Annotated in this window: 14 protein-coding genes; 9 read left to right on the top strand and 5 right to left on the bottom strand. The window is 71.8% G+C overall.

Going from position 1 to position 13,830, the window contains the following annotated elements:
* Nucleotides 1–13 precede the first annotated feature (13 nt).
* Entirely contained in the window at nucleotides 14–583 is a 570-nt protein-coding gene (locus ACRWK7_RS13250; RefSeq protein ID WP_431856713.1) for an NUDIX domain-containing protein, read from the bottom strand.
* 124 nt (nucleotides 584–707) lie between these two features.
* Between ACRWK7_RS13250 and rmuC the strand changes: the two genes are divergently transcribed.
* The 8 genes from rmuC to ACRWK7_RS13210 all read left to right on the top strand — a co-directional run bounded on the left by rmuC (nucleotide 708) and on the right by ACRWK7_RS13210 (nucleotide 6,822).
* Nucleotides 708–2,129 (top strand): DNA recombination protein RmuC, encoded by a 1,422-nt coding sequence (gene rmuC, locus ACRWK7_RS13245; protein WP_431856711.1) that lies wholly within the window; start codon nucleotides 708–710, stop codon nucleotides 2,127–2,129.
* A 32-nt stretch (nucleotides 2,130–2,161) separates the two neighbouring features.
* Entirely contained in the window at nucleotides 2,162–2,428 is a 267-nt protein-coding gene (locus ACRWK7_RS13240) for a type II toxin-antitoxin system RelE family toxin (RefSeq protein ID WP_431856710.1), read from the top strand.
* Nucleotides 2,425–2,781 (top strand): helix-turn-helix domain-containing protein, encoded by a 357-nt coding sequence (locus ACRWK7_RS13235; RefSeq protein WP_431856709.1) that lies wholly within the window; start codon nucleotides 2,425–2,427, stop codon nucleotides 2,779–2,781. The genes ACRWK7_RS13240 and ACRWK7_RS13235 overlap by 4 nt, the downstream gene beginning before the upstream one ends.
* A gap of 82 nt (nucleotides 2,782–2,863) precedes the next feature.
* A complete protein-coding gene (def, locus tag ACRWK7_RS13230) occupies nucleotides 2,864–3,382 on the top strand; it encodes a peptide deformylase (protein WP_431856707.1) in 519 nt (172 codons plus the stop codon).
* Between the two features lie 7 nt (nucleotides 3,383–3,389).
* Nucleotides 3,390–4,367, top strand: a complete 978-nt coding sequence (fmt, locus tag ACRWK7_RS13225) for a methionyl-tRNA formyltransferase (RefSeq protein ID WP_431856706.1) — start codon at nucleotides 3,390–3,392, stop codon at nucleotides 4,365–4,367.
* A 1-nt stretch (nucleotide 4,368) separates the two neighbouring features.
* On the top strand, nucleotides 4,369–5,115 hold the full coding sequence (gene truA / locus ACRWK7_RS13220) for a tRNA pseudouridine(38-40) synthase TruA (protein ID WP_431856705.1): 747 nt from the start codon (nucleotides 4,369–4,371) through the stop codon (nucleotides 5,113–5,115).
* 67 nt (nucleotides 5,116–5,182) lie between these two features.
* A complete protein-coding gene (locus ACRWK7_RS13215) occupies nucleotides 5,183–5,500 on the top strand; it encodes an EF-hand domain-containing protein (protein WP_431856704.1) in 318 nt (105 codons plus the stop codon).
* A gap of 182 nt (nucleotides 5,501–5,682) precedes the next feature.
* The gene (locus ACRWK7_RS13210) at nucleotides 5,683–6,822 is read left to right on the top strand and encodes a branched-chain amino acid ABC transporter permease (RefSeq protein WP_431856703.1); all 1,140 of its coding nucleotides are present in this window, start codon (nucleotides 5,683–5,685) and stop codon (nucleotides 6,820–6,822) included.
* 118 nt (nucleotides 6,823–6,940) lie between these two features.
* On the opposite strand, the gene ACRWK7_RS13205 is transcribed toward ACRWK7_RS13210, so the two are convergent.
* The 4 genes from ACRWK7_RS13205 to fsa all read right to left on the bottom strand — a co-directional run bounded on the left by ACRWK7_RS13205 (nucleotide 6,941) and on the right by fsa (nucleotide 11,191).
* Nucleotides 6,941–8,704 (bottom strand): sensor histidine kinase, encoded by a 1,764-nt coding sequence (locus tag ACRWK7_RS13205; protein ID WP_431856702.1) that lies wholly within the window; start codon nucleotides 8,702–8,704, stop codon nucleotides 6,941–6,943.
* A gap of 133 nt (nucleotides 8,705–8,837) precedes the next feature.
* Nucleotides 8,838–9,794: a tyrosine recombinase XerC gene (locus tag ACRWK7_RS13200; RefSeq protein ID WP_431856701.1), complete on the bottom strand. Its 957-nt coding sequence runs from the start codon at nucleotides 9,792–9,794 to the stop codon at nucleotides 8,838–8,840.
* A gap of 10 nt (nucleotides 9,795–9,804) precedes the next feature.
* A complete protein-coding gene (locus ACRWK7_RS13195; RefSeq protein ID WP_431856700.1) occupies nucleotides 9,805–10,518 on the bottom strand; it encodes a DUF484 family protein in 714 nt (237 codons plus the stop codon).
* A 16-nt stretch (nucleotides 10,519–10,534) separates the two neighbouring features.
* Nucleotides 10,535–11,191, bottom strand: coding sequence for a fructose-6-phosphate aldolase (fsa, locus tag ACRWK7_RS13190; protein WP_431856699.1), 657 nt, complete (start codon nucleotides 11,189–11,191; stop codon nucleotides 10,535–10,537).
* A 103-nt stretch (nucleotides 11,192–11,294) separates the two neighbouring features.
* On the opposite strand from fsa, the gene ACRWK7_RS13185 reads away from it, so the two are divergent.
* Nucleotides 11,295–13,538 carry a primosomal protein N' gene (locus ACRWK7_RS13185; RefSeq protein ID WP_431856698.1) on the top strand — a complete coding sequence of 748 codons (2,244 nt, stop codon included), beginning with the start codon at nucleotides 11,295–11,297 and terminating at the stop codon, nucleotides 13,536–13,538.
* Nucleotides 13,539–13,830 lie beyond the last annotated feature (292 nt).

Raw genomic sequence — 13,830 nt, 5'->3', positions numbered from 1 at the left:
GGCTCTTTGCCCCCTACAGCATCGTCTCCCACCGCGCCAGCGCGTCCGGCGTCGGGTTCACCGCCGGGGCGAAGGCCGTCTGCCCGATTCGGGCATGATGCTCGCGCAGGGCCCAGTGCACGGTGGGGAAGGCCAGCTCGCCCCAGGGGATCTCGTCCCAGCGGAACAGCGCCACATCCAGGCTCTCCGGGCCGGCGGAAAACTCGGGCGCGGTCAGGCGGGCGCGGAAGATCAGCTGCACCTGGCTGATGCGCGGGATGTCGTAGACGGCGAGCAGCGCGTCGATCGCGATCCGCGCCCGCGCCTCCTCCCACGCCTCGCGCATGGCGCCGGCCTGGGTGGTCTCGTGCTCCTCCATGAAGCCGGCGGGCAGCGTCCAGTAGCCCTTACGCGGCTCGATGGCGCGCCGGCACAGCAGGATGCGGTCTTCCCCGTCCCCCGGCCAGGTGACCACTGACCCCACCACGATCAGCGGATTCTGGTAGGCCACGTAGCCGCAGTCCGGGCACAGCAGCCGCTCCCGGTCGTCACCGGGCGGCACGGCGCGGACGCGTGGTCCTTGGCTGGGGGACTCCTCCGACATGCGTCGGATATGGCGCATTCCGCGCCGGCCGGCAAGCCGGCATAGCGTCGCATCCGTTCATTGCCTGTTCTCATCCGGCCGCGGTTTGGTTAGGGTGGATCGGCTGGCACGGGAAGGGTGGGGCATGCAGTTCGCGTTCGACGGGATCTCGCTGGCCATCGGCGGGCTGCTCGGCGCCGCCGGAGCGGCGGTGTGGCTGTGGGCCGCGGCGGCGCGCGCCGCCACCCGCGCCGCGGCCGAGCGCGGCGCGCTGATCGCCCACATCGACCTGCGCGGCCGGATCGAGCGCGAGTTGCGCGAGGGCGTGGCCGAGCGCGACCGGCAGGTCGCCCACCTCCAGGCGGAGCTGGCGGCGTCGCGCGAGAAGCAGGCCGAACTGGTCACCACGCTCGACAAGGAACGCGTCGCGGCGCGCGACAAGCTGGCGCTGCTGGAAAGCGCGCAGGCCCAGCTGTCCGACGCCTTCCAGGCGCTGTCGTCGGAGGCGCTGCGGCAGAACAACCAGAGCTTCCTCGCCCTCGCCCGCGAGACCCTGGCCGGCTTCCAGGAGCAGGCGAAGGGCGACCTGGAGAAGCGCCAGCAGGCCATCGACGGCATCGTCGCCCCGGTGCGCGCCACGCTGGAGACCATGGACCGCCAGATCCGCGACATGGAGACCGCCCGCGCCGGCGCCTACGAGGGGCTGCGGCAGCAGGTGCTCTCGCTGCTCGACACCCAGAACCAGCTGCGCGCGGAGACCGGCAACCTGGTGCGCGCCCTGCGCACGCCGGTGGCGCGCGGCCGCTGGGGCGAGATCCAACTGCGGCGCGTGGTCGAGATGGCCGGCATGCTCGACCACTGCGACTTCTTCGAGCAGGCGAGCGTGAGCGCCGAGGGCGGCCGGCTGCGCCCCGACCTCGTGGTGCGGCTGCCCGGCGGCAAGACCATCGTGGTGGACGCCAAGACGCCGCTGGAGGCGTACCTGGACGGGGTTCAGGCGGCGGACGACGGCGCGCGGCGCGACGCCCTGCTGCGCCACGCCCGCCACGTGCGCGAGCACATGAAGCAGTTGGGCGGCAAGGCCTACTGGGACCAGTTCGACGCGACGCCGGAGTTCGTCGTGCTGTTCCTGCCCGGCGAGAACTTCTTCTCCGCGGCGCTGGAGCACGACCCGGCGCTGATCGAGGCGGGCATGGACCACGGCGTCATCCTGTCCACCCCGACGACGCTGATCGCGCTGCTGCGGGCGGTGGCCTACGGCTGGCGGCAGGAACGGCTGGCCGACAACGCCCGCGACATCAGCGCGCTGGGCGCCGAGCTGTACAAGCGCCTGTGCGACCTGGGCGGCCACATGGAGCGGCTGGGCGGCCAGCTGGAGAAGGCGGTGGACAGCTACAACGGCGCGGTCGGCAGCCTGGAATCCCGCGTGCTGGTCAGCGCCCGCCGCTTCCGCGACCTGCACGCGGCGCCGGAGGGCGTGGAGCTGCCGCTGCTGGAACCGCTCGACCACGCGCCGCGGCAGCTGCAGGCGCCGGAACTGCGGGTGGGGCCGGTGGCGGCGGAGTAGGGTGCTTGTCCGCTTGTTAGCTATTGGCTAACATGGGCGGTGTGTATGCCATCCACTACAGCCGCGAAGCGGCGCGCACCCTTCGGCGCATGCCGCGCAACGTCGCGACGACGATCCGCGGCAAGGTTGAAGGGGTGGCGGCCGATCCACATGCGCCCAACAACAACGTGAAGGCACTGGTCGGGCGTCCGGGCTTCCGGTTGCGGGTTGGGGATTGGCGCGTGATCTACGATCTCGACGATGGGCTGCGCATCCTCGCCGTCGAGAGGGTTGCTCCACGGGGAGGTGTCTACGAATGACGCTTGATCGGATCGAACGCGACGGCACGCGCTACGTGCTGGTGCCGGAGGATGAGTTCCAGCGGCTTCGGGACGCGCTGGATGACCTGGAGGATATCCGCGCCTACGATCGCGCGAAGGCATCGCCCCCGGAATTCCTGCCGGCTGCCGTGGCGAACCGGCTGATCGATGGAGAGAACCCGATCCGCGTCTACCGCGAGCACCGCGGCCTGACGCAGGAGCAGCTCGCCGCCCGTGCCGGGATCGCCAAGCCATTCCTCTCCCAGCTGGAGACCGGCGCGCGCAAGCCGTCGGTCGATACGGTCAAGGCTCTGGCGGACGTGCTTGCGGTGGACCTCGACGACTTGGTGTAGGCGCAGCCGCCTTCCTTGACCTCCCGGCCCACCATCCATATTTTGCAACTTTATAACCCGTCCCCCGAACGCCCGAGCACCCATGGCCCTCCTGCCGATCCTCGTCGCCCCGCACCCCGTCCTCAAGCAGACCGCGAAGCCCGTCGCCAAGGTCGATGCGCGCATCGCGCGGCTGATGGACGACATGGTGGAGACCATGTACGACGCCCAGGGCATCGGGCTGGCCGCGCCCCAGATCGGCGTGCTGGAGCGCGTCATCGTCGTGGACGTGCACGAGAAGGACGAGCCCGCCAACCCGATCCGCATGGCCAACCCGGAGATCGTCTGGGCGTCGGACGAGCTGGTGCCGTGCGAGGAGGGCTGCCTGTCGGTGCCCGAGCACTACGCCGAGGTGACCCGTCCCAAGGCGGTGCGCGTCCGCTACCTCGACCAGCAGAACGAGATCCGCGAGCTGGACGCCGACGGCATGCTGGCCACCTGCATCCAGCACGAGATCGACCATCTCAACGGCGTGCTGTTCGTCGATCACCTGTCGATGCTCAAACGCAACATGATCCTGCGCAAGCTGCAGAAGCAGCAGCGCCAGGGCGCCACGGCCTGACCGCTCGATGACGCCGCTCCGCCTCGTCTTCATGGGCACGCCGGACTTCGCCGTGCCCAGCCTCCGTGCGCTCCTCGACGCGGGGCAGGACGTCGTCTGCGTCTACAGCCAGCCGCCCCGCCCGGCCGGGCGCGGGCAGCAGGTGCAGAAATCCCCCGTCCACCGCTTCGCCGACGAGTGCGGCATCCCGGTGCGCACGCCGAAGTCGCTGCGCAACGCCGAGGCGCAGGCGGAGTTCGCCGCCCTCGGGGCCGACGCCGCGGTGGTCGCCGCCTACGGCCTGATCCTGCCGCAGCCGGTGCTCGACGCGCCGCGGCTGGGCTGCCTGAACGTGCACGGCTCGCTGCTGCCGCGCTGGCGCGGCGCCGCGCCGATCCAGCGCGCCATCCTGGCCGGCGACGCGGAGACCGGCATCACCATCATGCAGATGGACGCCGGGCTGGACACCGGCGCCATGCTGCTCATGGGCGCGGTGCCGATCACCGGCGAGACGACCGCGTCCAGCCTGCACGACGCGCTCGCCGACCTCGGCGCGCGGCTGATCGTCGAGGCGCTGGGCGGGCTCGCCGCCGGCCGCCTGGCCGCCGAACCGCAGCCGGAGGACGGCGTCACCTACGCCGCCAAGCTGACGCGCGAGGACGGCCGGCTCGACTGGTCGAAGGACGCCGCCTATGTCGAGCGGCAGGTGCGGGCCCTGACGCCATGGCCCGGCTGCTGGTTCGACGCGCCGGCGTCCCAGGGGGGTGAGCGCATCAAGGTGCTGAAGGCCGAGCTGGCGCCGACCGGCCCAGCCGCCGCGCCGGGCACCATCATGGACGACCGGCTGACCATCGCCTGCAACGAGGGCGCGGTGCGCCTGACGCTGGTGCAGCGGCCCGGCAAGGCGCCGGTCGATGGCGCGGCGTTCCTGCGCGGCTTCGCGTTGCCGCCCGGCACGGTGCTCGAAACCTCGGTTTCGATCGCGGGCGCCGTGACGACTCCCTGACATGGCGCGCTGGAAGCTGACCATCGAGTACGACGGCCGCCCGTTCTCCGGCTGGCAGCGGCAGGACAACGGCCCGTCGGTGCAGCAGGCGCTGGAGGAGGCGGTCCTCAAGCTCTCTGGCGAGACCGTGCGCGTGCACGCGTCGGGGCGCACGGACGCGGGCGTGCACGCGCTGGGGCAGGTCGTGCACTTCGACCTGGACAAGCCGTTCGCCGGCGACAAGATCCGCGACGGGCTGAACTTCCACCTGCGCCCCTGGCCGGTGGCGGTGCTGGCCGTGCAGGCGGCGGGGGAGGACTTCCACGCCCGCCTGACCTCCATCGGGCGCTCCTACGTCTACCGCATCCTCAACCGGCGGGCGCCGCCGGCGCTCGACATCGGGCGGGTGTGGCACGTGCAGCGGCCGCTCGACGCCGAGGCGATGCACGCGGCCGCCCAGGTGCTGGTCGGCCAGCACGATTTCACCAGCTTCCGCGCCGCGCTGTGTCAGGCGAAGTCGCCGCTGAAGACGCTGGACCGGCTGGACGTGGTGCGCGAGGGCGAGGAGGTGCGGGTGTACGCCGCCGCGCGCTCCTTCCTGCACCACCAGGTGCGCAACATGGTCGGCACGCTGGAGCTGGTCGGCATCGGCAAGTGGACCGCCGCCGACGTGCGCGCCGCGCTGGAGGCGCGCGACCGCAGCCGCGCCGGACCGACCGCCCCGCCGGACGGCCTGTACTTCGTCGAGGCGCGCTACCTTTCGTCGTGAAAACGCTTGCCCCCGGCCGCGCTTGCGCCGGATGATGCCCGTCCTTTGTGCAGAACGGATGGCGGGAATGGCGACGAAGACTTTTATCCCTGTGGCCGCGGCGCTGGCCGCCATGCTCGCGCTGGTCCCGCCGGCGTCGGCCCAGTCGGCGGCGCCCGCCGGGCGTGTGACGCCGATGTTCAAGGCGCTCGACACCAACGGCGACGGCAAGATCTCGCTGGACGAGTTCCTGGCCGGGTCGCGCGGCGAGGGCACGGCGTCGGCGCCCGAGTCGCGCCAGCACCTGGAGACCCGCTTCCGCCAGCTCGACGGCGACGGCGACGGCGCCCTGACCCCCGGCGAGCTGATCGGCGCCGGCCGCGGCCCGGCGCACGCCAAGCAGTAGGGGAGCGTTCCCTGCTCCGCCGCCTGCTGCTGCTGACGCTCGCCGCGGCGCTGCTGGGCGCCTGCGGCGTCGATGCGCAGCAGTCGGCGCTGTGCCGCCGCCTGATCCCGGCGTTCGAGCCGAACCCCGAGCGCGTCCGCGTCCTCGACGAGGCCTACGCCGCCGACGGACGGACGCTGACCGTGCGCTACGCGGCGGACGGGCAGGAGCACCGGATCGCCTGCCGCTTCGCCGGCCGCCATTTCGACGCCGGCCGCGACGAGGTGGAGCACGTCGCCACCGACCGCGGCGACCTGACCGAACTGCAGATGGTCATGCTGCGCATCTGGGCCGGCCTCGGCAACCGCTGGGAGCTGCCCGACGCGCCGGAGCGCGCCGCGGCACCCCCGCCCTCGCCGTGGACGCCGGTGCTGTTCTTTCTGCAGCAGGTGATCAACGCGGTGACGGTGGCGTGCGTGTACGGGCTGCTCGCCATCGGCTACACGCTGGTCTACGGCATCCTCGGCCAGATCAACCTGGCGATGGGCGAGCTGACCATGATCGGCGCCATGACCACCGCGGTGGCGAGCGCCGGGCTGGTCATGCTGGGCGCGCAGGGGGCGGCGCCGGCGCTGCTGGCGGTGCTGCTGGCGGTGATGGGGTTCACCGCGGTGCAGGGCTGGACCATGGACCGGCTGGTGTTCCGGCCGTTCCGCGGCATGCGCACGCACACGCCGCTGATCGCCGCGGTCGGCCTCGCCATCGCCTACCAGGAGGCGGTGCGGCTGCTGCACGGCGCCCGCGACTGGTGGCCGCAGCCGGTGTTCGCCACCCGCCACGACCTGGCGAGCGCCGGCGGCTTCACGCTGACCGCGCTGACCTCGCAGGTGATCGTGCTGGCGCTGACGGCGGGGCTGTACGCGCTGCTCGCCTGGGTGATGAAGCGCACCGCGTTCGGCCGCGCGCACCGCGCCTGCGCCGACGACGTGGGCGCGGCGGCGCTGATGGGGCTGGACGTCAACCGCACGGTGGCGACCACCTTCGCCATCGGCGGCGCGTACGCGGCGGCGGCGGGCTACGTGATCGCGCTGTACTACGGCGGCATCAACTTCTTCACCGGCTATCTGGTCGGCTTCAAGGCGCTGGCCGCAGCGGTGATCGGCGGCATCGGCTCGGTGCCGGGCGCCATGCTGGGCGGTGCGCTGCTGGGCATGGTCGAGACCTTCTGGTCCGCCTATTTCGCCATCGAGTACAAGGACATCGTCGCCTTCGGCCTGCTGGCGCTGTTCCTGGTGCTGCGCCCGCAGGGGCTGCTGGGACAGGAGCGGCGGCGGGGGGATTGACGTCGCTTTTGCCCCCTCCCTAACCCTCCCCCGCTGCGCGGTGGAGGGCACTGCCGACGCTGCGCCAAGGCCCCCTCCACCGCGCAGCGGGGGAGGGTCGGGGAGGGGGCAAACCTGCCTACTCCGTCATCTGCCCCGCCATCACCACGCGCGCCGGCGGGAAGTGCAGGGACACGGTGGTGCCGACGTTGGGCGCGCTGTCGACCAGCAGGTGGCCGTCGTGCAGCTCGGTCAGTGCCTTGGCGATGGGCAGGCCGATCCCGGTGCCCTCGTGCGTGCGGGCGAGGCCGGTCTCGATCTGGCCGAACATGCTGAGCGCCCGCGGGATCTCCTCCGCACTCATGCCGATGCCGGTGTCGGCGACCGAGATCACCATGCCACCGCCGTGGCCCAACTCGGCACGCACAGTCACCGTGCCGGGGTCGGGGGTGTATTTGATGGCGTTGGACAGCAGGTTGATGAGGATCTGCTTCAACCGCAGCTCGTCGCCCCACAGCAGAGGCAGGTCGGGCGGCACCGCCGTCTCCAGCCGGAGGGAACGGCCCATGGCGCGGCCGCGGGCGATGTCCAGGCAGGCGGCGGCGAGCAGCGCGACGTTCACCTCCTGCTCGTGCAGCTCGAACCGCTCCGCGCTGATCTTCGACAGGTCGAGGATGTCGTTGATGATGCTCAGCAGGTGGCTGCCGGACGCGTGGATGGTGTCGAGGTACTGGCGCTGCTTGTCGGTCAGCGGGCCGGGGTGGCCGCTCGCCAGCAGGTCGGAGAAGCCGATGACGGCGTTCAGCGGCGTGCGCAGCTCGTGGCTGACGTTGGCCAGGAAGTGCGACTTGGCCTGGCTCTCGCGCTCTGCGTCCTCCTTGGCGGCGGTCAGCTCGGCGGTGCGTTCGGCGACGCGCTGCTCCAGGCTGTTGTTGGCCTGGATCAGCGCGAGGCGCGCCGTCTCCTCGCGGTTGATGGCGCCCAGCGCCAACGCCACGAAGCCGCCCACAGACAGCAGCGCCGCGGCGAACAGCGCGCTGGTCCACAGCACGCGCTCGCGCCACTCGCTCAGCGCGTCGCCGTGCGCCACCGCGGCGGTCACCACCAGCGGCAGACCGGCGACGCGGCGGTAGGCGACGTGGCGCTGCTCGCCGTCCGGGCCGTCCTCGACAAACACGCCCGAGGCGGCCCGCGGCAGGTGGGTGCGGAACAGCGGGCTGTCGTGCAGGCTGGCGCCGATGTCCGCCGGGCCCATGGGGTGGCGCACCAGCAGCGCGCCGTCGTCGCGCAGGATGGCCAGCTCCGCCTTCGTCGGGCCGTTGCCGAGGTTCAGCGAGCGGTACAGGTCGCTGAAGTAGCCGGAGTCGATGGCCGCCAGCACCACCCCGGCGAAGCCGCCGCCGGGCGCGGTCAGCCGCCGGCTGACGGTGAAGACGACGCGCTCGGTCACCGGGTTCAGCACCGCCGGGCCGACCACCACGGCCGCCCCGCTGTCGCGGTGGGCGCTGAAGTAGGCGCGGTCGGCGACGCTGCCCTCGGGCACCGGGCGCTGCAGGGACGACAGGACGAACCGCCCCGCGGCGTCGGTCATGAAGATCCAGCCGACCTGCGGCAGGTGGTCCGCCATCTCCTTGATGTCGATCCACATCCGCTCGGAGGTCACGACCTCCTCGTAGCCGTGCTCGCGGATCTGGTCGATGATGTGGATGAGGATGATGTTGCTCGCCTCGACCGTACGCTTGGCGTGCTCCTCCAGCAGCGCCGTCACGTCCTGGGCGGTGCGCTCGGCGTCGCCCACGGAGTCCCGGTGGTCGATCCACGCCTCGCCGGCCCACAGCAGGCCGCCCAGCAGCGCCACCATGAGCGCGAAGGCGACGACGGCGATGCGGGGCTTGGTGTGCATGCGGCGGGAGCAGTTCTTCGCAGCTTCGTCGGGAGGCAAGACTAGACGGTCGCGGCACGGCCACCAAGGGACATCTGCAGACCCTTGGTTGCGCCGGAGGGCGAAAGCTCACGCTCGTTTGTGTACGGTCTTTTCAGTCGCGTTTGCGCGCGCGGGGATGGGCGCCGTTGTAGACGGCGAGCAGCTGCTCGGCCTCGACGTCGGTGTAGCGCTGGGTGGTGGACAGCGAGGCGTGGCCCAGCAGGTCCTGGATGGCGCGCAGGTCGCCGCCGCCGGCCAGCAGGTGGGTGGCGAAGCTGTGGCGCAGCGCGTGCGGCGTCGCCGTCTCCGGCAGGCCCATCAGGCGGCGCAGGTGCTGCATCTGGCGTTGCGCGATGGCCGACTGCAGCCGCTTGCCGCGGGCGCCGAGGAACAGCGGGCCCTCCGGGCCGGGGTCGAACGGACAGGCGTCGAGGTAGGCGCGCACCGCCTCGTTGACCGCCGGCAGGACGGGGACCATGCGCTCCTTGCGGCCCTTGCCGAGCACGCGCAGCGTGTCGCCCAACGGCGCCTCCTTGCGTGGCAGGTCGAGCGCCTCGGAGATGCGCAGGCCGCAGCCGTACAGCAGGGTGAACAGCGCGCGGTCGCGCCGGCCGATCCACGGCGCGTCCGGTTCGTCGCCCGCGGTGCCGAGCAGGGCGGCGGCGTCGCGTTCGGTCAGCGGGCGCGGCACCGGGCGCTTGGCCTTGGGGGTGCTCAGCGTGCCGATAGCGGCGTTGTGCAGCCGGCCGGAGCGGTCGAGCCAGCGGAACAGGTTGCGCACCGCGGCCAGGGCGCGAGCGCGGCTGGCGGCGGTCAGCCCGTCGCCGGCGCGCGCCGCCAGCCAGGCGCGGAAGTCGGTGGCCTTCAGCCCGCCCAGGTCGTTCATCGACGGCGGCCGGCCGTGGTAGCCGGTGAGGAACTTGAGGAACTCCGCCACGTCGCCGACGTAGGCGGACAGCGTGTGCGGGGAAACGTTCTTTTCGCTCACCAGCCAGCGGTGCCAGTGGGCCAGTGCGTCCTGCACGTCCGCCTGGGCGGAGAAGCCGAGGACGGGATCGGGTTGGCTCATGCCGGCCCGCTCATGCCGGCAGATCCAGCCACGACCGGATGCAGCGCTCGACCACGCGGGCGAGGAAGCCGACCAGCTCGGTGCCCTGGCCGGGGTGGAACATGTCCGGGTCGCGCGAGCCGAAGGCCAGCAGGCCTTCCGGCGTCTCGCTGGAGATCTGCAGGCGGATCAGCGCCTGCGAGCGCACGAGGCCGGCGCCGGGGCCGAACAGCTCCGGGTCGCCGGGGGTGTCGGAGGCCAGCACCACGTCGCGCGTGCCCAGCCACTGGTCGATCATTCCCGGCTCGACCACGCGCACGCCGGTGCGGTGGACGTGCGGGATGTCCAGCCCGTTCGATTCGACGACCAGCCCGGCGACGTCGAGGTCGAGCAGCACCGCCAGGTCGGTGGCGATGGTCTGGATCAGCTGTTCGAAGTTCTGCGCGTCCAGCAGGAACAGCACCGCCGCGTGGATGCGGTTCTGGCTGTTCAGGTTGGCGCGGGTGGTGGTGATCAGCTCGCGCTGCTGGTCCTTCAGCGCGCGGACGTCGCCGCGCAGCCGCTCCACCATGAAGGCCTGCAGGTCGACCACCCCCCGGCCGCGGTCGTGCGTCGGCGGGGTGAGGTGGCCGACCAGCTCGGGATGCTGGACCAGGAAGTCCGGGTGCTCGCGCAGGTAGGCGCAGACGTCCTCGGCGGTGAGGGTCGGCGCCACCCTGGGCGAGGGTCCCGGATCGCGGGCCATGCAGGGTCTCCGATGCTTACAGGATGCTCTGGCCGGTCTTCTTCCAGTCCTCGACGAAGGTCGCGAGGCCCTTGTCGGTCAGCGGGTGGGCGAAGAGCTGCTTCAGCACCGACGGCGGCGCCGTGACGACGTGCGCGCCCAGGCGCGCCGCCTTCACGATGTGCACCGGGTTGCGGATCGAGGCGACCAGCACCTCGGTCTTGAAATAGTCGTAGTTGCGGTAGATCTCGCAGATGTCCTGGATGATCCCCATGCCGTCCTGGCCGATGTCGTCGAGGCGGCCGACGAACGGCGACACGAAGCTGGCGCCGGCCTTGGCGGCGAGGATCGCCTGCGCCGGCGAGAAGCACAGCGTGACGTTGACCATCGTGCCTTCCGACGACAGGATCTTGCAGACCTTGAGCCCGGCCGGGGTCAGGGGCACCTTCACGGCGACGCGGTGGGAGATCTTGGCGATCTTGTGCGCCTCGAGCAGCATGGTGTCGAAATCGGTGGAGGCCACCTCGGCGCTCACCGGGCCGTTGACCACCTCGCAGATCTCGGCCACCAGATCGAGGAACTTGCGGCCGGTCTTGGCGACCAGGGAGGGGTTGGTGGTAACACCGTCCAGCAGGCCGGAATCGGCCAGATCGCGGATCTCGACGATGTCGGCGGTGTCGACGAAGAACTTCATGATGACGGGTCCATACGTGAGTCGGTGTGGCGGGGCTGCCCGCGTGCGCACCCCCTACCACAACAGCGGCACCGGGCGCATCGTCCGAGAGGCAGTCTAACGTATGCGCGCTTCGCACGCCAGTTCCGCCCCCGCCGACCTCCTCGGCCATGTTCCCCTCCATCAGGAAAGGGGGCCCGACGTGCGGGTCAGCGTGCTGCTGCCCCTGCCGCTGCGGGAGGCGTACGACTACCGCGTGCCGCCGGGGCTCGACCTGCAGCCCGGCGACTATGTGGAGGTGCCGCTGGGGCCACGCCGGGTGATCGGCGTGGTCTGGGGGCCGGGCGGCGGGACGGTGGAGTCCGGCCGGCTGAAGGCGGTGGTGCGCCGCTTCGACGTGCCGCCGATGCCGGAGGTGGAGCGCCGCTTCATCGACTGGGTCGCCGCCTACACCATGACCATGCCCGGCATGGTGCTGAAGATGGCGGTCAGCGTGCCGGCCGCGCTGGACCCGCCGAAGCCCACCATCGCCTACCATCGCAGCACGGCGGAACCGCCGCCCGGCTTCAAGCTGACCGAGGCGAGGAAGCGCGTGCTGGCCCTGCTCGACGACGGGCCGCCGCGCACGGCATCGGAACTGGCGGACGAGGCCGGCTGCGGCGTCACCGTGGTGCGCGGCTTGGCCGAGGCCGGGATGCTGGAGCCGGTGCTGCTCCAGCCCGCGTCGGCGTCGCCGCACCCGGAATGGGACCGGCCCGGGCCGACGCTGTCGCCCGACCAGCAGGCGTCGGCCGACTTCCTGCGGCAGAAGGTGGAGGCTCGCGCCTACGCCACCGTGCTGCTGGACGGCGTCACCGGCTCCGGCAAGACCGAGGTCTATTACGAGGCGATCGCCGCCTGCCTGGAGCAGGGCCGGCAGGTGCTGGTGCTGCTGCCGGAGATCGCGCTGTCGGCGCAGTGGCTCGACCGCTTCGCCAAGCGCTTCGGCGCGCCGCCGGCCGAGTGGCACTCCGACCTCACCGGGGCGGCCCGGCGCGACACGTGGCGGGCGGTGGCGAAAGGCGAGATCCCGGTGGTGGTCGGCGCCCGCTCGGCGCTGTTCCTGCCCTACAGGGACCTCGGCCTGATCATCGTCGATGAGGAGCACGACGCCGCCTACAAGCAGGAGGAGGGCGCCATCTACCACGCCCGCGACATGGCGGTGGCGCGGGCGCACCTGGGGCAGATCCCCATCGTGCTGGTCTCCGCCACGCCGGCGCTGGAGACGCAGGTCAACGCGGACAGCCGCCGCTACATCCGCGTCCACCTGCCGGGCCGGCACGGCGGCGCCATGCTGCCGGACGTCAAGCTGATCGACCTGCGCGCCGACCGGCCGCCGCCGCGGCACTGGCTGGCGCCCAGCCTGAAGAAGGCGCTGACCGAGACGCTGGCGGAGGGGGAGCAGGCCATGCTGTTCCTGAACCGCCGCGGCTACGCGCCGCTGACGCTGTGCCGCGCCTGCGGCCACCGGCTGCAATGCCCGAACTGCACCGCGTGGCTGGTCGAGCACCGGCTCGCCCGCAAGCTGCAATGCCACCACTGCGGGCTGGCGCAGCCGCTGCCCGAGGCCTGCCCGAACTGCGGCGAGCACGGCACCCTGGCGGCCTGCGGCCCCGGCGTCGAGCGCATCGCCGAGGAGGTGGCCGAGCTGTTCCCCGACGCCCGCGCCGCCATCATGGCGTCGGACACGCTGTTCGGCCCGAAGGCGATCCAGGAGATGATCCGCAAGATCGCCGACCACGAGCTGGACATCGTCATCGGCACCCAGGTGATGGCGAAGGGGCACCACTTCCCCATGCTGACGCTGGTCGGCGTGGTGGACGCCGACCTCGGTCTGGCCGGCGGCGACCTGCGGGCGGGCGAGCGCACCTATCAACTGCTGCACCAGGTGGCCGGCCGCGCCGGGCGCGGCGAGCGGCCGGGCACCGTCTACCTGCAGACCTACATGCCCGAGCACCTGGTGATGCAGGCGCTGGCCGCCGGCGACCGCGACGGCTTCTACCAGCTGGAGGCGGAGATGCGGCTGGAGGCGGCGATGCCGCCGTTCGGCCGGCTGGCGGCGCTGATCGTCTCGGGCGAGGACGCCGCGCTGGTCGACCGCGTCGCCATGGCGCTGGGCCGCGCCGCGCCGCGCTCCGACACCGTGGCGGTGCTGGGGCCGGCGCCGGCGCCGCTGGCCCTGCTGCGCGGCCGCCACCGCCGCCGCCTGCTGCTGAAGGCGCCGCGTGGCACGCCCATTCAGTCGCTCATCGCCGGCTGGCTGGAGCAGGTCGAGGTGCCGCCCGCGGTGCGCGTGCAGGTGGACGTGGATCCGTACAGCTTCCTGTAAGGCGGGCTGCCGCCGCCGTTGCGTCAACGCGGGGAGCGGCGATCCCGCCGGGCGGCCGTATGGCCCTCACGCACAGTGCTGCGCAATGTGCCGCCGGGTTCGAACCAAAGGGGCTTGATGGAAGCCGTCAGGCGCCTTCGGTATCATTCCTGCACGAATAATTCGCGCCGCAACGGCCCGCAACGCGCCGCGTGCACAGCATTCCGCCAATCCACCCGGGCACATTTCAAAAGAAGATAAAATTTGTTTTCATAGATGAATCAATTGTTTTAAATCTGAGGACGCGGCGGTC

Source organism: Azospirillum sp. (assembly GCF_050789165.1).
The sequence above is the reverse complement of the archived record's forward strand: the minus strand, read 5'-3'. Positions and strand labels throughout refer to the sequence as shown.